Annotated in this window: 17 protein-coding genes and 2 pseudogenes; 6 read left to right on the forward strand and 13 right to left on the reverse strand. The window is 41.8% G+C overall.

From position 1 onward, the window contains the following. Positions 1-51 precede the first annotated feature (51 nt). Both PUQ00_RS22865 and PUQ00_RS22870 read right to left on the reverse strand, forming a co-directional pair. Positions 52-1,275 carry a glycoside hydrolase family 10 protein gene (locus PUQ00_RS22865; RefSeq protein ID WP_300421143.1) on the reverse strand — a complete coding sequence of 408 codons (1,224 nt, stop codon included), beginning with the start codon at positions 1,273-1,275 and terminating at the stop codon, positions 52-54. A 521-nt stretch (positions 1,276-1,796) separates the two neighbouring features. Next, on the reverse strand, positions 1,797-2,774 hold the full coding sequence (locus PUQ00_RS22870) for a DNA cytosine methyltransferase (RefSeq protein WP_300421146.1): 978 nt from the start codon (positions 2,772-2,774) through the stop codon (positions 1,797-1,799). A 400-nt stretch (positions 2,775-3,174) separates the two neighbouring features. Here PUQ00_RS22870 and bchI point away from each other — a divergent pair, with 400 nt between their 5' ends. Next, positions 3,175-4,299 carry a magnesium chelatase ATPase subunit I gene (gene bchI / locus PUQ00_RS22875; protein WP_300421149.1) on the forward strand — a complete coding sequence of 375 codons (1,125 nt, stop codon included), beginning with the start codon at positions 3,175-3,177 and terminating at the stop codon, positions 4,297-4,299. A gap of 224 nt (positions 4,300-4,523) precedes the next feature. Further along, positions 4,524-4,820 (forward strand): hypothetical protein, encoded by a 297-nt coding sequence (locus PUQ00_RS22880; protein WP_300421152.1) that lies wholly within the window; start codon positions 4,524-4,526, stop codon positions 4,818-4,820. Between the two features lie 101 nt (positions 4,821-4,921). Here PUQ00_RS22880 and PUQ00_RS22885 read toward each other — a convergent pair whose 3' ends face one another. Both PUQ00_RS22885 and PUQ00_RS22890 read right to left on the reverse strand, forming a co-directional pair. After that, the gene (locus PUQ00_RS22885) at positions 4,922-5,995 is read right to left on the reverse strand and encodes a nucleotidyltransferase domain-containing protein (protein WP_300421154.1); all 1,074 of its coding nucleotides are present in this window, start codon (positions 5,993-5,995) and stop codon (positions 4,922-4,924) included. 317 nt (positions 5,996-6,312) lie between these two features. Further along, positions 6,313-6,546, reverse strand: a complete 234-nt coding sequence (locus tag PUQ00_RS22890; RefSeq protein ID WP_300421156.1) for a Nif11-like leader peptide family natural product precursor — start codon at positions 6,544-6,546, stop codon at positions 6,313-6,315. Positions 6,547-7,265: 719 nt separating this feature from the next. Here PUQ00_RS22890 and rplU point away from each other — a divergent pair. Beyond that, positions 7,266-7,673: a 50S ribosomal protein L21 gene (gene rplU / locus PUQ00_RS22895; protein ID WP_300421158.1), complete on the forward strand. Its 408-nt coding sequence runs from the start codon at positions 7,266-7,268 to the stop codon at positions 7,671-7,673. Positions 7,674-7,707: 34 nt separating this feature from the next. Next, a complete protein-coding gene (gene rpmA, locus PUQ00_RS22900; RefSeq protein ID WP_300421161.1) occupies positions 7,708-8,004 on the forward strand; it encodes a 50S ribosomal protein L27 in 297 nt (98 codons plus the stop codon). A gap of 425 nt (positions 8,005-8,429) precedes the next feature. On the opposite strand, the gene PUQ00_RS22905 is transcribed toward rpmA, so the two are convergent. The 5 genes and pseudogenes from PUQ00_RS22905 to PUQ00_RS22925 form a co-directional block, all read right to left on the reverse strand. Then, the gene (locus PUQ00_RS22905) at positions 8,430-8,801 is read right to left on the reverse strand and encodes a four-helix bundle copper-binding protein (RefSeq protein ID WP_300421163.1); all 372 of its coding nucleotides are present in this window, start codon (positions 8,799-8,801) and stop codon (positions 8,430-8,432) included. A gap of 570 nt (positions 8,802-9,371) precedes the next feature. Further along, positions 9,372-10,508 (reverse strand): cystathionine gamma-synthase, encoded by a 1,137-nt coding sequence (locus tag PUQ00_RS22910; protein WP_300421166.1) that lies wholly within the window; start codon positions 10,506-10,508, stop codon positions 9,372-9,374. Beyond that, the gene (locus PUQ00_RS22915) at positions 10,498-10,956 is read right to left on the reverse strand and encodes a CBS domain-containing protein (RefSeq protein WP_300421181.1); all 459 of its coding nucleotides are present in this window, start codon (positions 10,954-10,956) and stop codon (positions 10,498-10,500) included. The genes PUQ00_RS22910 and PUQ00_RS22915 overlap by 11 nt, the downstream gene beginning before the upstream one ends. A 54-nt stretch (positions 10,957-11,010) precedes the next feature. Further along, positions 11,011-11,883, reverse strand: a pseudogene (locus PUQ00_RS22920) (pyridoxal-phosphate dependent enzyme); the annotation flags it as partial. Positions 11,884-12,014: 131 nt separating this feature from the next. Further along, a pseudogene (locus tag PUQ00_RS22925) lies at positions 12,015-13,205 on the reverse strand (aminotransferase class I/II-fold pyridoxal phosphate-dependent enzyme). Positions 13,206-13,394: 189 nt separating this feature from the next. Between PUQ00_RS22925 and PUQ00_RS22930 the strand changes: the two are divergent. Beyond that, positions 13,395-13,994, forward strand: coding sequence for an MBL fold metallo-hydrolase (locus PUQ00_RS22930; protein WP_300421167.1), 600 nt, complete (start codon positions 13,395-13,397; stop codon positions 13,992-13,994). A gap of 103 nt (positions 13,995-14,097) precedes the next feature. Here PUQ00_RS22930 and PUQ00_RS22935 read toward each other — a convergent pair whose 3' ends face one another. The 3 genes from PUQ00_RS22935 to PUQ00_RS22945 form a co-directional block, all read right to left on the reverse strand. Next, positions 14,098-15,198 (reverse strand): hypothetical protein, encoded by a 1,101-nt coding sequence (locus PUQ00_RS22935; RefSeq protein ID WP_300421169.1) that lies wholly within the window; start codon positions 15,196-15,198, stop codon positions 14,098-14,100. Positions 15,199-15,303: 105 nt separating this feature from the next. Next, positions 15,304-16,110, reverse strand: a complete 807-nt coding sequence (locus PUQ00_RS22940) for a hypothetical protein (RefSeq protein WP_300421172.1) — start codon at positions 16,108-16,110, stop codon at positions 15,304-15,306. 101 nt (positions 16,111-16,211) lie between these two features. Continuing rightward, positions 16,212-16,985, reverse strand: coding sequence for an AIM24 family protein (locus PUQ00_RS22945; RefSeq protein WP_300421175.1), 774 nt, complete (start codon positions 16,983-16,985; stop codon positions 16,212-16,214). A gap of 705 nt (positions 16,986-17,690) precedes the next feature. On the opposite strand from PUQ00_RS22945, the gene ribD reads away from it, so the two are divergent. After that, the gene (gene ribD, locus PUQ00_RS22950; protein WP_300421177.1) at positions 17,691-18,923 is read left to right on the forward strand and encodes a bifunctional diaminohydroxyphosphoribosylaminopyrimidine deaminase/5-amino-6-(5-phosphoribosylamino)uracil reductase RibD; all 1,233 of its coding nucleotides are present in this window, start codon (positions 17,691-17,693) and stop codon (positions 18,921-18,923) included. A gap of 143 nt (positions 18,924-19,066) precedes the next feature. On the opposite strand, the gene PUQ00_RS22955 is transcribed toward ribD, so the two are convergent. Continuing rightward, the gene (locus PUQ00_RS22955; protein WP_300421180.1) at positions 19,067-19,282 is read right to left on the reverse strand and encodes a hypothetical protein; all 216 of its coding nucleotides are present in this window, start codon (positions 19,280-19,282) and stop codon (positions 19,067-19,069) included. Positions 19,283-19,395: the final 113 nt, after the last annotated feature.

The following is a 19,395-nucleotide window of genomic DNA, read 5'->3' on the forward strand; positions in this document are numbered from 1 at the left end:
GCCGTAAAAACCTTAATTTCTAGTACAGTAACATCATCTTTAACAGAAAAGTTATTCATTTTTGGCGCGGAGTGCGGGAGATGGAAAGAGAGTTTCAAATCCAGCTTGCCGCTCATTTAAGGGTTCTAAAGCATCGTTCCAAAGACTTTCATAATAAAAGAAGCTTACGCCTAAACCGCGTTCTTGGACAGCCCGCACCTGAGACTTAATTTGTTGCATGGAAACTGGATTATTTCGTAACCCTGTCATAATCCCAATTCCAGTTGGAATTATTTGTTGCGCTTCTTGAATTTCTGGGCGGGAAATATATCCCACAAAACTTTGCAGATTCGGACGATAAACTTGCACAATTAACTCGTCCACAATATTTTGCCGCATCCAACTCAGCCAATCTTGCAGATGAAACTTATAAGCAAAATCATAGTAATTGGGAGCAACGGAGAAAATCGCCTGGGGTTTTCTCTGCTTCACAGCTTGATTAAGTTGTACCATGAACGCCGTAATTTTATCTGCCCGCCACTGTACCCATGCCTCATCTTGGGGATTACTTGGGGGAGGATTATTGGTTTCTTGGGTGTACAAGGCAATTGTATATTGATCGTAGCCGAATTCGTAGGGCAAACTCATGTGATCGTCAAACTGAATGCCATCGGCATCATATTGAGTAACAGTTTCCAGCACAAGATTGGTGATGAACTCTTGCACTTGTTGATGGAACGGATTGAGCCACATAACCTCACCCCCTGCACTAATCGAAGTTTGGCTACCATCGCGCTTTTGTGTAAACCAATCTGGATAATTCAGTGCCAGTTCTGAAGTTGGGGGAGCCATAAAACCAAATTCAAACCAGGGAATCACCAGCAATCCTTTGTGATGGGCTTGGGTAATCAGGTCTTCGAGTATATCATGTCCATCTAAACCTTTGTAGACAAAAGGTTGAATACCTGCACGTTGTGCTATGTCACTGGGATACATCACATAGCCAGAATTCCACACCACAGGATAGATTGTGTTGAAGTTCAGTCGTCGTAATTCACTCACCGCATCCTGCACTTTGGCGCGACTCTTAAGGGTGTCAAAATCATTAGTGGTCATCCAAACCCCGCGAATTTCCTGACGGGGTAACTGGGCGCTCGCAGGAGTGAAACTGTCTACCAGCAATACCGCAACAAAGGATATTAAAATGAGAATTGGAAAAAAATACTTGAGCGATGTCTGACGACAAGCTGCTGTACATCTACCCCGCCAACTTTGAACAATAAAAGATAATTTCATAGATTTAAATGATGCATTAGCTACCCACACACGCCGTTGCTCGTTTTTATAATTGAATCTATTAACCATATAATTTACAAGTATTTATGCTTACTATAGGATTAATGAGTTGGTAGTTGTTCATTCCCTGCTTATGGAACTTTTGCACCATAAAAACTAAAGCAGACCTAGCAAAGTATAAGATGCTTGACGTAGTTAGTAGTCATTAGTGCCCAATAGATATTGGCATTGGGCATTAGGCATTGGTTATACTGCATTGGACTTCCAAAAAATAAAATCACCAGTGTATAGTAATGATAATCATTCAGGCATCAAGTTCCGCTAAGAGCTTGATGTACACTTTGATAAATGTGAGTTAAACTAATGACTAAAGTAAAAACACTTTGGGAGATTTAAACTATTTAATGGAATCTCCCATTTTATTTTAATAACTGATTTTTAATTTTTTTAGTATATTAAATATCACCTTGAATGAGCCATTATAAAAGATATAGTTGTTCAATTTTTTTATTCAAACTGAATTATGAAACATAAGTTTTTTCTGGAATTATTGGAGATTTATTTAAATTGTCTTTAATATATTCAAGGATGCTTTGAGCAACATACTCTGCAAGCTTGACCGGGACAGCATTTCCGATCATTTGTTCCAGGTCTGTTTTTGTGCCTTCAAAAATAAATGTTTCAGGGAAAGTTTGCAAGTAGCTTCTTTCAATTGTAGTCAATGGGCGCAAGTTTTCTGTAACGGGGACTGGATCTTTAGGGTGTTTATTATAGGTTTTAGGAATAGGACGATTAACTCCTCTTATTGTTGGGCTGGATTCATCAATACTAAAAATTCCTCTTCTTTGGTAACTTCTTGGATGTCTGTAGTAATATTGAATGTCTAATTTATTTCCCAGATAATCTCTAATCGTCATTGGTTTATCTGCTAATCTTTTTTTCAGGTAAGGTTCTAGACTTTCGTCTTTTCCTTGTAACTCTCCCAAGCAAAAAAATCTTTTTCGCTTTTGAGGTACACCGCACAGACTAGCATCCAAAACTATTTCACTTAAACCATATCCAGCAGCTTTCAAGATTTGTTTAGCCTCTTTATATTTATTGCTTTTACGAAATAGTTCTACGTTTTCGATTACAAACCACTGAGGAAGAACACTTGTAACTATCTCAGAAAAGACAATACTTAAATCCCCTCTTCCTAAATCTTCATCACGTTTACCAGCACTAGAAAAGTCTTGGCATGGGGGGCCACCAATAATAATTTCAGGACGCATTTCTCTAAAAATTTGATAGTTTATTCTCAAATTACTAAGATCGTAATCAAAAATCTCATGGATAAAGTTTTTTTGATAAACATCTATAGCTGGTTTCCAATTATCAAATGCTGCTATAATGTTAAATCCAGCATTTTGAAAGCCTAATGATAACCCTCCACAACCGGCAAAAAGGTCTAAAACTCTAAGCGAAGAGCTTTTTATCTCATCTCTATATTTTTCTTTCATACTTTATCTTATATGTCTTTTAATTTTTAATCAAATTTTATATATTACTTAAAATAATCCTATCAAATTCTATCTTTCGACTTAATTAATTGTATTCTCAACTATTAGACTGAGAGAAATTTATATGAGATTTATCCAAAAAGACCAAGTTTTACTGTAATTTTATTCATTATTTTCTTGGCAACATACTTAATTTAAGTAGCATCTTCTGCAATAAGTGATTTTGCGCCGACACTATTATTCATCATCTGTCTTTGTCATCAACTAAATGATGATTATTTTAGTATATATACACAAATTTATGTGTTCAATAAGACTTTTAAATTTACTAAACTATTCCATGCCCTAGCTGTGTCACAATAGAAAACTGTAATAAGAAAAATATTGTTAAGGTAATTTAGTGAGTCCAACTGCTCAATCCACGGCAAGTGTGCGTCGCGTAGTATTTCCTTTTACGGCAATTGTGGGCCAGGAAGAAATGAAACTGGCGCTGCTATTGAACGTGATTGACCCCAAAATTGGTGGTGTAATGATCATGGGCGATCGCGGCACCGGGAAATCCACAACTATCCGGGCACTGGCGGATCTGCTGCCAGAAATTTCTGTGGTTGCTAACGACCCCTTCAGCAGTGATCCTAGCGACCCCGACTTGATGAGCGATGAAGTCCGCCAACTATTAGAAAAAGGGGCGGAAATTCCTGTAGCTCAGAAAAAAGTCCAAATGGTAGACCTGCCGCTAGGAGCTACAGAAGACCGAGTTTGTGGCACAATCGACATCGAGAAAGCTTTATCTGAAGGTGTCAAAGCCTTTGAACCGGGACTGCTGGCAAAGGCTAATCGGGGCATTCTCTATGTGGATGAAGTCAATTTACTAGATGACCACCTCGTAGACGTGTTACTCGACTCCGCAGCCAGTGGATGGAACACTGTAGAACGAGAAGGTATTTCTATCCGTCACCCAGCGCGTTTTGTTCTTGTGGGTTCTGGAAACCCAGAAGAAGGCGAACTCCGCCCCCAACTTCTCGATCGCTTTGGGATGCACGCAGAAATTCACACAGTAAAAGAACCAGTCTTGCGGGTACAAATCGTAGAACAACGGGCGGATTTTGACCAAAATCCGCCCGTATTTCTCGAAAAGTACAAACCTCAGCAAGAAGCATTGCAAGAGCAAATTGTCAATGCTCAACAGCTTTTGCCAGAAGTGAAAATTGACTATGATCTGCGGGTAAAAATTTCTGAAGTGTGTTCAGAACTTGATGTAGATGGTTTGCGGGGTGACATTGTTAGTAACCGCGCCGCCAAAGCCTTAACAGCATTTGAAGGACGCACTGAAGTTACAGTTGATGATATCCATCGCGTAATTACGCTATCCTTGCGTCACAGACTGCGGAAAGACCCCTTAGAATCGATTGATTCTGGCTACAAAGTCGCCAAAGCTTTTAGCCGCGTCTTTGGTGTCGAACTACCAGAAAGTGATATTGCACAAAAAAACGGCACAGGTCAAAAGTTAGGGGCTAGGGGTTAAAAATTAGGAGTTAAGAGTGAGGAGTTAGGAGTTAAGAGTTTTGAATGAAAAGCTGCTTCATCACTCACAATTTTAATTTCTCACTCGGCACTCAGCAATGAGTATATAACTCACAACTTCTAACGCCTCGGTGGAGCGTCTCCGGCTTTGCTCCTAACTCAGCACGGGCTACATAACTCATAACTCCTAACTCCTAATTCCTAACTAAACATTCAACACCTACTATGAGATTTTGCTCTTTTTGGTTCAACAGCTTTGTTCTATCTAGCCAATACAACCCGCCCAGGTTTGTAGAATTATTGATGCTTTTATTAGCGATCGCTATGTTGGCAATAGCCAATATTTTACCCGACAGACCATATTTAATTTTAGGTTTGAGCTTAGTAGTTGGGGCATCTATTTCTATCTTAGTGCGAGAAGCGATCGCGCCCTCACCTCAGACACGAATTACCCAACTAACAGCATCTCTATTGCTCATCATCAGCCTCTATGGCTTTGCTGACTTAATGTACCCTCATTAAAATTAGTTATGAGTTATGAGTGAAAAATTAATTATAAACTCCTAACTCATGTACAGACGCGATTAATCGCGTCTCTCCTTTTTCATTTACCAATTCTGCATTTATACCAATTCTATACACAATTCATTAATTTGCTCCAAATCAGGTTTGTGAGGTAGGGTAGATTGTTCATAAACAATTTCCATTTCGGCGACCAAATCTTCTGCCATTTTCATCACCTGCTCATAAGAATACTCACCTTTTAAAATAGCTTTTAAATCCTCAACATCGCCAGCTATTCTCCTATCTACAATCACTTCACCTTGACGCAATATTTCTACTCCACTGCGTAACAATCTAATGCAATGCATCCCATGTTTAAGGTCAAAACCCGACTTTCTTTCCATTTGCGCCCTAGCCGGATTTCTATTCTCTTGCCAAGATAAATAAGCCTTCCATTCTCTTAAAGCTATTTGATAGCTTTGACTTTTCTGAAGCAGGCGGATAAAATCTTTACGGCTATTGGTTAACTGTTGGGTATATTCCAAAGTTTCATTGGGTAAAGTATATTGTTTTAACACTCCTTTAAAATCAATATCTGCTGTCAGCAATTGGTATAATTGTTCCGCTTCTTCCAAAAACTCAATCCGTTCTCTGATTAAGTTATAAAGATACTCCAAAAAAGCATTTAGCTCATCTTTGCCCAAGGGCGCTTCGTCTTCTATGGCGAAGTCAGATGGTATTGGTTTTTTTTGCGGTGGCTTTAACAACCATTTACGATGAGTTTCCATCTTTTTGATTTGGGCAAAAGCATAACCAGTGTAAGTATGTTTTACCTTCTTACTCAAAAATAACTGCTTATGATTAATTAAATGCTGTCCGACTGGGTTTAAAAAAGGATAGTTATTTAACCAGAGCAATTCTAAAACATTAGGATTTGCGCCCGCTAATAACTGGAGGATTTTTCTTAATTCATATATAACGGTGTCTTTGTTGCTATCCAGGAATGAAAATATTCCTGGTTCATTCCAACCAGCATCTTTTTGTTCTATCCTATCAAATCCCAAATAGTACCTTTTCGATGCGATAAATACTCCCCGATAATCAAAATCTGAATCAGGACGATTTAAACCATAGCCGTGGCTACCTGCCAAACCAATTAAAATAGTTCTTTGCTCAACTTCTATTCTTTTCATATAACCGGATTAAAATATAGTCATCCTAACTCATGAGTTAAGCAGGTGGGGAGATGGAGAGTAGAGAAAGGATTTTTAAAGAAGTCGGAAGTGGAAAGTAAAGTTTTGTAATCGTAATTTCGTTAAAAAAATTGACTTTCATAAGGAGTTTTAGCCTTAACACCAAGCGTATTGGGTTATGAAGAAAAGTAACTCTGGAGAAAGTGTTGCTTACTTTAATAGGAATGCCCCTAAAGGAGATGATGCAACGATATCCCCTTGAGGAGCAAAACTTCTGAATTCATTTGTTTCTATACTTCGGTTTCCTAGAACAGTAATTATCTAGGATTAATGTGACGTCTAGCCCCCCATCCTGGATTGAGAATGTTGGCTAAATCTTCTTCAGACAATTTGCTTATCTCACTCTCTAGTTCTTTGAGGCTGAATTCATAGCCACGCTCTTGAGCAATCTTAATGAAGGCTTCTGGATCAGCTGTTACTTTTAGTCTTTCCTGTAATGCTTGATCTTGTTTTACGGCTTGAAAAAGTCGAGCAGCGTTTTGCTGTGTCATAACAATCCATCTCCTTTTTGAAATGGGAATTCACTAGCTTGTGTAAATAATTTCTAGATAAAGCATCTATCTATAAGTTTGATCTTAAAACAAAGAAGATAAACGTGGTGATTTTGATAAAAAAATATAAGTTTTAGACTAATACTGCTATTACTCTTTTGTAAAATTCAGCCCTAAGATAGTAGCAATTTTTATTTAAAAAGTATTTATTCTGACTTGTGAATACAATTTACATTCTTGCTGCTGGGTGATTGCTCATGAAAACTCTTCGCTAATTCCTTCCCACTCATTGAAAATCAGTAAGCAGACAGTACTGAATTAGCTAATTTTTCATCTTCAGACTCACCGAAACAGTTCACACCCATTGGAGGTTTGTTTGGCTAATTTAAACGACATCTCCTAAAAAACGGCTAACACAGACCATCTAACCCCTTAGCCCCTTTAGTTTCTTCCTGCCTAAAAACCTTCGTCACCAAGGAACTCTTCATTTATCACCAACCACAATTTTATCCGTGTTTTTCCCTTTGTTGACATAGCTACTAGGGTTAGAGGGGTCTTTCTTGTTAGAGCTTGACTTCATATCTGTTAATAAAATACTATATTAGATTGTCTGTCTAATTCCTGCTCGGATCAGGTAGACATAATTACAAAAGCTGGCAAAAGTGTCTCTACAAGAGATAAAAAACAGCTACCTGTACGGCAACCTCAAGGACAATTCCATGACCTACGCAATTATTGAAACTGGCGGCAAACAAATACGAGTAGAGCCAGGGCGGTTTTATGACATTGAACTGCTTACGAATGAACCAGATGAAAAAGTTACAATAGATGCCGTATTGCTCGTGCAGCATGATGGCGAAGTCACCATTGGACAGCCACTAGTGACAGGTGCGACTGTAGAAGGGACTGTAATGCGACATTACAGAGGTCGTAAAGTTCTGGTATACAAAATGAAGCCGAAAAAGAAAACCCGCAAAAAGCGGGGGCATCGTCAGGAAATTACCAGACTTATGATTAACTCCATTACCCTTAACGGTGCAGTGTTTGCTACCCAAGGGCCAACGGAGGAAGAACTCCCTGTTGCACATGACACTTCTGCCGAAGAAGTTGAAACCGCTGCTGAATAATAAAAAGAAGTAGATAGATAAACAAGAGGAAATCATGGCTCATAAGAAAGGAACAGGTAGTACACGCAACGGTCGTGACTCTAATGCCCAACGTCTAGGTGTTAAGCGTTATGGCGGTCAAGTTGTACGTGCAGGAAACATTCTCGTGCGTCAGCGCGGCACCAAATTTCACCCTGGTAACAACGTCGGTATTGGTAGCGATGACACTCTGTTTGCGTTAATCGACGGTGTTGTAACCTTTGAGAGAAAGGGCAAAACCCGTAAAAAAGTTAGTGTTTACTTACCCATAGCTGCTGTTGAAGCAGCCCCTGCTGAGGCAGTAGCAAGTTAGAGTTTTAGGGTGGGGCACTGTTACCCACCTTAATCGCTAGTTAGCGCTGGCATGATGGTAAGATTTGCCTGACACTTTCTGCCCCTGTGGTCAGAGATTCTTAAAACTTTTCGGGAAAAGCTAAACTAAGCTGTTATACATTTAACTTGCATAATTAGGGCGGGCAAGATGCCCACCCCACAAGAGTTATATAAATTTTAGATATGTAAACTAGATGTGGTTTAGCTTACCTCTATTTTTGGCCAAAGTATTGTTGGTGCGATCGCTTCTAATCCCGGAACTTGTTTAAGTAATTCTAATGAGTTTAAAAGTGTTGGTTTAGACTAATTCTTTGATTAGTTAAGTCTTTACTTCAAGCGCCCAGACCCAAAGAGTCTGAGCGCTTGAATATTAGGTTGCAGAGAAACTTCTGCTAGATAGGGGAATTATACGGGCATCATATGCATACTTCTGCAAGACTCTGCACACTTACGGCAAGCGGCAGCACATTCCATCATTTTCGCGTCATCGCTCATCATTTCACAAGCCATAGCAGTGCGATCGCACATTTCCGCACAAAGCATACAAGTGCGTTCCATAAACTCAGAACCACTCATCATCATATTCATGCACATCATGCACATTTCAGAGCAATCGCGCATCATGCTCATCATGCTCATCATGCTCTTGTCCATGTGCTTACCACCTTTGCTCATGCAGTAAGTCATTGTTTCCATGCACATTTTGTGACATTCCATGCAAGCATCCATGCAGGTTTGCATTTCGGGAGTCATGGTTTCAGTCATCATCATCATCATCGGAAATACCTCCTGATTTTTTGATGCATAAATACTGTCCTTGGAAGGACTACTAATAACATTAGTCCTATCCTTTTAAAGAGTCAATGGGGTTTTTAATTCAGAATTTATAAGGCTAGTATCCCGATATAATTACCGGAAATTTTAACAAAACTACACTAAACTAGTGTAGTTTTTTTGGGGATTATTACCCACTAAGACTTATAAACCCTCGCTTTGGAGTGGGGTTTTTTTAAGAAAGTTAACTTTTCGTCGGGGATCAAAACTTAGAGTTAAATCTGGATCAAAAATAATGTCATGTTTTTTAATAAACACCTAAACAAAGCATTTATGAACTTAATATTAACTCAGGATTTATTAACTTCTATTAACTTGAAGGTAGACATGCTTCGTAATTCGTAATGACGCTCGTTGCGCTAAAGCGTCTCCCCTTGGGAGAAGACTCGCTACCGCTACACTAATGTAATTCGTAATGACCCTCTCGTAGAAAGGCTTCTCTACGAGAGGGTTTTCTACGAGAGGCTTCCCCAACGCCAACGCCAACCCTTTCCCAATGCCCAATACCAATTTTCAAGCTAGAGCATTTTCTAAATCAGCTTGCAAATCTTGCTGATGCTCAATTCCTACCGAAAGGCGGACTAAATTATCCTTTATTCCCCGCTTAAGTCGTTCCGCTTCTGGTAAAGAACCGTGAGTCATTTTGGTAGGATAGCAAAGCAGCGATTCCACACCACCCAAACTTTCAGCCAACAAAAATAACTTGAGTCGAGAAGCGAATCTTTCAACCTCAGCAAAACCACCTTTTAATTCCAAACTAATCATCCCCCCAAAACCAGACATTTGCTCTTTTGCTAGTTGATGCTGTTCATGACTGGATAACCCTGGATAATAAATGCGCTCAATTTTTGGATGCTTTTCTAAAAATTCAGCCAAAAATAAAGCGTTTTTTTCATGTTCTCGCATTCTCACAGCCAGAGTTTTAATCCCTCGCAGCACTAACCAGCTATCAAAAGGACTAGGAATCGCCCCGATCGCATTTTGATAAAACTTCAGTTCGGTGTATAGTTGCTCGTTAGATGTGATGATTGCACCACCAATAATATCGCTGTGTCCCCCTAGATATTTGGTAGTGCTGTGAACCACAATGTCAGCACCTAAATCTAATGGTGTTTGAAAATAAGGACTAGCAAAGGTATTATCAACTACTAAGATGATGTTGTTTTTACGGGCAATATTTGACAGTGCGGTAATATCAATAATTTTTAACAAAGGGTTAGTAGGAGTTTCAATCCAAATCAGCTTGGTATTTGGTTGAATGGCAGTTTCAAAATCAGCAATGTGATCAATATCTACATAAGTAGTTGTCACACCCCAATTTTTCACAACCTTTTCTAACAAACGATAAGTTCCCCCATATAAATCATCACCAGCAACAATATGGTCGCCATTTTTTAGTAGACTTAATACAGTTGTCGTTGCAGCCAAGCCAGAGGCAAATGCTAAACCAAATTTTCCATTTTCAATAGAAGCTAAAGCCGATTCTAAAGCTGTGCGAGTAGGGTTTCCCGTGCGAGAATATTCATATCCTTTGTGTTTACCTATGGCTTCTTGTTCATAAGTAGAAGTCAAATAAATAGGAACAATTACAGCGCCTGTTTGTGGGTCTGATTGCTGACCTTCATGAATAGCTCTAGTTTCAAATTCCATGATTTTCCTTTAATGATTCTTGAGTTTGACTAATCCAATATCTGATTAAATCGGCTCTAGTAATTAATCCAATAGGAACATCATTTCGCTTAATAATAATCCCTGTGGTTCCCGATAACAATACTCGATAAGCTTCAGAAATATCAACTTCTTCATCGAGCATCGGCAGAGGTTTACCCATGACTGCTGAAACTTCTTGCTTAGAAAAGTTGATCCCATCGTGGAGAAATTTCATTAAAGAGGCTTCATTAACGCTTCCGACTACATGATTATTATCAATCACAGGTAGCTGCGAAATATTCAGCTTTTGGAGGTAGTTTGTCGCTTTGCTTAAGGTATCACGAGGACTGACGGCAATTAGAGAAGGAAAATCTGTTTTTTGAGCGAGAATTTCACCAACTTTGATACTTTTTACTGTTGTACCTTCCCAAAAACCATTTTCTTGCATCCAGGCATCGGAGTAGATTTTATTAATATAGTTTCTTCCTGTATCTGGTAATAGCGCTACAATATACTTCGGCTCTGTTAATCTTGCTGCATACTTGAGTGCTGCGGCTACTGCTGTACCACAGGAACCTCCTACTAATAAACCTTCTTCTCGTGCTAAACGACGAGCCATATTAAAAGATTCTTTATCACTAACCCTAACCATTTCATCAACTAATTGACGATTAAATGTCTTGGGAATAAAGTCTTCACCAATTCCCTCAACTTTGTAAGATTTGGGGGTGTCACCAGAAAGAATTGAACCCTCTGGATCTGCACCAACAATTGCTATATTTGGATTTTGCTCTTTGAGATATTTAGCAACTCCTGAAATTGTACCACCTGTTCCCATTCATGTAACAAAAACATCAACTTTACCATTACTATCTGACCAGATTTCTGGGCCGGTAGTTAAGTAATGCGCTAAAGGATTATTTGGGTTTTCAAATTGATTTGGTCTGTAAGCTCCTGGTATTTCTTTGGCGAGTCTTTCCGCTACACCGTTATAGCTTTCTGGCGAGTCAGGCGGTACAGATGTGGGAGTAACAACTACTTCTGCACCATAAGCTTTGAGTAGGTTGATTTTATCCTGGCTCATTTTATCAGGCATAACGAAAATACAGCGATACTTTTTCACTGCTGCAATTAGTGCTAGTCCTACACCAGTATTACCTGCGGTAGCTTCAATAATAGTGCCGCCAGGTTGCAGTTGACCTGTTTTTTCTGCGGCTTCAATCATGGTGAGGGCAATTCTATCTTTGGTGCTTCCGCCAGGGTTGAGATATTCTACTTTGGCATAAATACTTGAGTGAATGTCTTCGGCAATTTTGTTAAGTCTGACTAGTGGAGTTCTACCAATTGCTTGCAAAATATTGTCGTAAGTAGCCATATAGTAGTCCTGGTCAGTTATCAGAAATAAGTGGTTATTGGTCTTTAATGTTGGATAGATTGGGATGGTGAAGAGAAACGAACCGCTCCAGGCACAGAGGGGCGCAGAGAGAAGAAATGAATGTTAGGATGTTAGGATGTAGGTTGTAGATTTGATTGTAGTTTGAGTAAGCGATCGCTCGCTGTTTCTAATGTCTCAAGTCTTTTGCTGAAGCAAAATCTGATCAATGAATGTCCTTTTTCTGGTTGGCTGAAAAAGCTGGAACCGGGAACTACGGCAACACCAATCTCTCTAATTAGATGGTAAGTGAATTCAACATCTGTTTTATAGCCGAATTTGGAAATATCTGCTAGGACGTAATAGGCTCCTTTGGGAACAAAATAGGGAATGCCAACTTGATCTAGAATCTGTAAAATTTTGTCTCGCTTCTGGTGATAAAGTTTGGCTAGTTCTTCATAATAGGATGGTGGCAGTTGCATGGCGGCAACTCCGGCTCGTTGCAAGGGTGCAGGAGCGCCAACGGTGAGGAAATCATGGACTTTGCGAATCGCTCCTGTCAATTCGGGGTTTGCTAAAATGTAGCCAACTCGCCATCCAGTGACGCTGTAAGTTTTGGATAGACCGTTGATGGTAATTGTGCGTTCTTCCATACCGGGAAGGGTCGCTAGGGCAATATGTTGAGTGCCATCATAGAGAATATGTTCATAGATTTCATCAGTGAACGCTAACACATCCCACTTTTAACAAAGTTCAGCAATTAGGCTGAGTTCGTCACGGGTGAAGACTTTGCCGGTGGGGTTGTGAGGTGTGTTGATAATAATGGCTTTAGTATTGGCATTGAAAGCTTGACGCAACTCTGATTGATCAAATGTCCAATCGGGGGGATGTAGGGTTACGTAGCGGGGCGTAGCACCAGCTAAAATCGCATCGGGGCCGTAGTTTTCGTAATACGGCTCAAATACAATTACTTCCTCACCGGGATCGACGGTTGCCAGCATTACAGCTGCCATTGCTTCTGTGGAACCACAGGTAACGGTGATTTGGGTTTCGGGATCGATATCTAAGCCGAGATACCAACGAACTTTGTTAGCGATCGCCTGACGAAATGGGCGATCGCCCCAAGTAATGGCATACTGGTTGACATCTGCCTCTATTGCTTCGTAAGCTGCCTGTTTCAACTCCAAGGGACAGGGAAAATCAGGGAACCCCTGTGCCAGATTCACTGCACCGTATTGCAGTGCTACCCTACTCATTTCTCGAATCACCGACTCTGTAAACTGGTCTGCCTTCGCTGATATTTTTTTGCGCCCAATCTCACTCATCCCTATACCTCCATTGATCTGTATTGCAGTTATGCGGGAATTTTTATAACCCTGATAAAACTCATAATATCGATAAATTTATCGTAGTATACTCAAATTCCAGATTCACAGGGAATGCAACCTCATAATCTATATACTTAATTATTGAGATTAATAGTCAATTATTGAAGGTACTGATCCAGAATCATCATGAAATCTTTGCACCGTCCCGATCTTTATAGCTGGTCTAATTTCAATCCGGCAAGAAATATTGATTTCAATGGGATTGCCTGGATTCGCCCAAATGGCAATATCTTGATTGACCCAGTAGCCCTATCAAACCATGATTGGAATCATCTGAAATCCCTCGGTGGTGTGGTTTGGATTGTACTGACGAATTCTGAGCATGTTAGGGCAAGTAAAGAAATTGCCGATCAAACCTATGCTAAGATAGCTGGGCCTCTGGCAGAAAAAGACACTTTTCCCATACCTTGCGATCGCTGGCTGTCTGATGGAGAAGAATTTGTACCAGGACTGGAGGTGATTGAACTCCAAGGCTCGAAAACTCCCGGTGAATTGGCTCTGTTACTGGAGGAGACGACTTTGATTACAGGAGATTTAGTCAGGGCACGCAAAGCAGGTAGCTTGACGATTTTGCCAGATGACAAGCTGCTGAATCGAGATGAGGCTGTTGCTTCTATTCGCAGGTTGGCTCAACTGAGTCGGGTAGAAGCAGTGCTGGTGGGGGATGGTTGGCCCGTCTTCCGGGATGGACGCGATCGCTTAAAGGAACTTGTGGCGACGTTGTAAATGTGTGGGGCGATGCCTGCTTTAAGGGCTAGCCCTACACTCAATTTGTACTTTGCTTTTTCTCTGGGACTCTGCCTCTGGAGCGTGAGACAAATTCACCCGATCATCTAATGTGCAACTTAAAATCCATCAGATGATAGTTCAACACATTAACTGCCTGTTGCTCTAACTGAGTTGATAGAGTCTCAGCAATATCAATCATCTGATTTATTTCAGCAAGCCATGCTAAATTTGTGCTAAATACTTCTCGATAAAACTGGATACACCCTCGCACATGAGAAATGAACGAATGAGTTAATCTAGTTTGATAATGACTTAACGCAGATATATCAGGAATGCCATCGCTCAAAATTGCATCAATTACCGCCCCTGCCAATATTGCACTGCGTAATGCAAACGGCGTACCTTCTCCACTCACAGGATCAATCTTAATCGCGGGTTCGCCCACCATCAGCCAACCCGAACCGCAGAGTGGCCATTGCAAGTGGGGGGCAGAAGAAAAACAATCTACCTTTTGCAAATCGTTGACAAATGCGCTAATTGTAGTGCTTTGATACAAAGATTCCAATAATGCCCGTCGAGGATTGGCTGGAGTTATAGGCAAACATGCTTGAAGCATCGCGCCAGAGCGATCGACTGGAGCATAAAACAACCAACCGTCAGCCAGCGACTCTATATAAGCATGTGCAGATTTAGACGTGTCTTGTACCTCAGCAGTTACCATGACTCGTTGACCACCAACCAAGGAGTGGGAACTTTTTGGCAAAGCGATCGCACCTTGTTTGTGTCTGGTATAGACTGTCCAAGCATAGTTCTGCGATATTTCCTGAGCAGTCAGTTGATTAGCATCAATCACACGACTGTGCTGCATGACCTTGGAGTTTCGCAGTAACTCTAGTAAAGAGTGTGATCGAATTGCCAATGCAGGCTGTTCCACCTGCACTGGCTGTGTGCCCCAACGCACCCAACGATGAGTCAGACGTTGACTATAAACACCCAGATTCACATCCGGGAAAAGCTCCGCCAGCAATGTTTCGCTAATATCGTTGAGTACTAATGATCGCCCGGAAAAGTGAGATTTTGCTGGATCACATAGCAAATCGCAATCATACCCCAGCTTGGCTAAGGCTGCAACCACAGCATAAGCACTCAAACTGTCGCCGACAACAGCCACAGGAGTCACTTCGCTTCGCTCCCAATTCAAAATTTAAAATTCAAAATTCAAAATTAACAATCCCCATAAATAAATTTAGGAGCTTGTATCATGAGTCTGTTTCGGTCATCGTTAGGGAACAAACTTCAGACTGACTTATTGAAACGTGGTTTGGGAAATGGCATTATCAAAATGGGCAAGCACTTCATCAATACTTTCATTGTGCGCTTTCTGCAAAACTTGAGAAAGAATCGGCTCTTTCAATAGCTTCGATTCAGTCAATGGCGCTTTTTGGGCAAATTGAGCGATCGCAGAGCTTTGCAATACCCCTGATTCCCGCAATTGCTCTTTGGCTGTATTTAACAAAGTTTGGGCAATCTCCTGGGATGTAATGGGAGGATAGCTTTCCAACCATTTAGGAATGGTAAACAGTGGTGTCAGTCCTTTTTCTGCTAACTGAAAATTGATTGCGTTCATCTGACGCATCAAGGAAATCGCTATACTTAGCGATGCACCACTGATTTTCTCATCTTGCATAGCAAACGCCAACATCAAACACACTATCAACAAAAAATATAGAATGTCACTTAGTTTTTGCAGGATGAACCCTTCGCTGCCTGATTTTTCAACATAGGGAACACCATAGAGCTTACTGTTAGGTAACTCCGGGTTAGGTTGATTGCTTTTCTTGCTCCAGCGATCACCGTGAATATATTTTGGCAAATCACCACGACCCGCATTATCGTAAAAAGCCAGGTTTTGCTGGGCGGTACTGAAACGCACATAATGTCCTTTACCCTCATCAATAATTAGCTTGATGATTTCCACCGCCCGACGTTGCGTTTCTGGGTCTAGCTCTTCTGGTGAAAGCTGCTGCAACGAGGTCTGAATACCAACGTACATTCCATCCAGCCCAGCCGAGGTAGAGCGACTAGGTTCTTCTACATCGATAAACCACTGCAAACCTGTAGCGAGAAATCAAAGTTAATTTGAAAAACTGCACTCGCCCTACTGCTCTGCCAACCCCAAAATGTGTTTTTTGCGATTGTGGTGCATATAAAAATTTAACCGATATTAGCGCTGCCACCGATTTGAGTTGCGCCCTCAGATACAGGAGGGTGATAAGTCATAGACTGCAATCCTAAGCGACCAGGGCCAGTAAACCGGTTAAGAGTGAATGAAATGCCGCCAAGCATTACCCCAATTGCTCCCAAGATGCCGCCACTAGATTGCAGCGCCGTTACTGTCTCCATCTTCACTGATGAGTCTTTCCACAACCATGCCCCTGGCTCTACATCTAACATTTCACCAGGAGCAAGGTATTTTTCAAAAACATTACCGTAACCGTGAATTATAAGCAGCCCCCCTGCTTGCTGACCAATGAACCGATCAATGAATAACCCGCCACTGCGGCTGAAAAAGAGGTTCGCCAGTCCTCGCTGGAAAAAGAAACTGTACTCAACATTGCTGGTAGCTAGCAAAAACTGATGTTCGCGCACATCCACTGTCTGTCCACGCTCTAATTGCAGCACTACAATCTGTCCTGGGGCCTCACGGGAGAAAGCAATATTCCCTGGCCCATGTGCTTCACTGATAAAAATTTGCAGTCCGGCAAAGAAACGCTTGGCTGCGCCTTTTAAACCTTTGACACCGAGGCGAACGTTGGGGTGTTTCCACAGTAGAATATGATGTTCAAAGTAAATTGATTGCTGTTGTCCCAGATGGACATCTACTACAGGTACTACTTCTCCTTCGATTCTTAAATTTAAATCACCGGAATGAAACGTTTGTTGGGGATTTCTCAATTCTGGTATCGGTTCACTGCTGAAGTCAGGCATACAAATACATGAAAAAGGTTGTAAGAAGAATTGTAATGAAAATATTACAGGCTGATGCAAGATTATAGCGCCTGGATTTTACTCTGTTAGGACTTACGCACGAGTTACTGAATAACGAACCGCTCCAGGCGCAGAGAAGCCCGTGCGTTGCGGTGAATCCAGCGCTGTAGGCGGGTTTCCCGCCGTAGGCGACTGGTGAACCCGAAGGGGGGTTCCCATGCCACTTGACGCCAGTCCGCTCCGGGAGACCCGAAAGAGCGGCTGGCTCCTTCAAGCCGGGCAACCGTCCAACGCAGTGGCTTCCCGTTGTAGCAACTGGCACGACACGGAGAGAAGTCGGAGCGGCGGCTTCTGCCGTTAGCGTAGCGGTAGCGAGTCCGCGAGCGTCTCTGAACTTCTCCCAAGGGGAGACGCTGCGCGAACGGAGGAATGATAGTTTGAGAGATATTTTGCGTAAGTTCTATCTGTTTAACAAGAAAGGCCGGAGGCTGGAGGAATACTGCCCTTAATCTCCTGCCGCGACCAGAAGGAGCAAGGGTTTGAATATCCGACAACTTCTGCTCGCCCCAAATCATCCAGGGTCAAATCTTATAAGTGATTTGCTCCTCCTGCCCTGCCTCCTTCAATTATCAGACGTAAAGCACGATTCTCCTGTGGAAAGGCTGTGCGATCGCGTGCAGAATATTTACAATATTGTCTAAAATTATGGATAATTCCCCAGTGGTCGCTCAAGCAGATGCATCTTTACCAAATTACACTCAGGAAAATATACCAATAGTGGAGTCAGCAGTTGGATCGAATTCTCCTATAAAGGAAAAGATAGGAACTGACTTTGACTCTCGCATGATGCTGCGATGTTTGTCACTTGCTCGCCGCGCTTTAGGACGTACTTCGCCAAATCCCCTAGTGGGAGCGGTGATTGTCAAGGATGGCGAAATTGTCGGCGAAGGGTTTCATCCTCGTGCAGGTGAGCCTCATGCAGAAGTGTTTGCCTTGAGGGCAGCAGGAGTTGGCGCAGTCTCTCCCCAGGAGAATCCCTCTCGTGGTGCAACAATCTATGTCAACCTCGAACCTTGCAATCACTATGGACGTACTCCCCCTTGTTCGGAAGGATTGATCCAAGCTGGGGTGGCAAAAGTGGTGGTGGGTATGGTTGATCCCAATCCCCTGGTAGCTGGAGGTGGTATTGCCCGTTTACGTGCGGCGGGGATCGAAGTTTTGGTAGGAGTAGAAGAGTCAGCTTGCCATCAGCTAAATGAAGCTTTTGTGCATCGCATTCTCTACAAACGACCTTTGGGAATTTTAAAATATGCCATGACTTTAGATGGGAAAATTGCTACCACCTCTGGTAACAGCGCTTGGGTGACAAGCCAAGATGCCCGTAGTGAAGTACATCAACTGCGGGCGGCTTGTGATGCAATAATTGTCGGTGGTAATACAGTCCGACAGGACAATCCTTACTTAACTAGCCATCAGGTGGGGGCACATAATCCCCTGCGGGTGGTGATGAGTCGCCATCTCAACTTACCGGAAAATGCCCATGTGTGGCAAACTGCGGATGCTCCGACTTTGGTGTTGACACAGGAGGACGCTAACCCTGATTTTCAAGAACTGTTGCTAAAAAAGGGGGTGGAAGTGGTGAAATTAACATCACTTACACCAGATAAGGCTATGGCGTACTTATATGAGCGGGGTTTTTGTAGCGTATTGTGGGAATGTGGTGGTACCTTAGCTGCTAGTGCGATCGCTCAAGGAGCAGTGCAAAAAATTCTCGCATTTATCGCCCCGAAAATCATTGGTGGTAGCATTGCTCCCACACCTGTGGGAGATTTAGGTTTTACTAGCATGACTGAGGCGTTGTCTCTAGAACGTGTTCGTTGGCGTGTAGTCGGCTCTGACTGCTTAGTTGAAGGTTATTTTCCCCAAAAAAGTCAATAGTCAATAGACATCTGGTGAAATTAAATATGCGTTATCTAAAACCCTTGTAGAGACGCGAAATTTCGCGTCTCTACATTCTTTTTCGGAGATGTCTAATAGTAATAACACTTGACTATCATTTAATTCATCGTGATTTTGCGATATCAACACTGACGTTCATGGGCAATATCACGTATCAGGGCTAGCCGAGATTGAATGTAGTGGCATAGAAAATCAGTTTCGTTAGAATCTAACAACACTTGCGTTTCAGTTTGTTTCACTAACCACTGCACTAAGCTAGCATCATCCAGTTGCAATATAAGCTTGGCTTGGGCGGTTTCAACCACTGACCAAAGCTGACGCATAATCGTAGGAGTCATCAGACCTCAATTAGACTCATCCGCGAATCATGAAAGCTTACCAGAAGAGAGTTACAAGGATTTGCACGGGAGGAGCGATCGCCATCTGGCTGTACGAGGAAATGAGGGTTTGA

It is taken from the genome of Nostoc sp. S13 (genome assembly GCF_029379315.1).
Lineage (GTDB): Bacteria > Cyanobacteriota > Cyanobacteriia > Cyanobacteriales > Nostocaceae > Nostoc.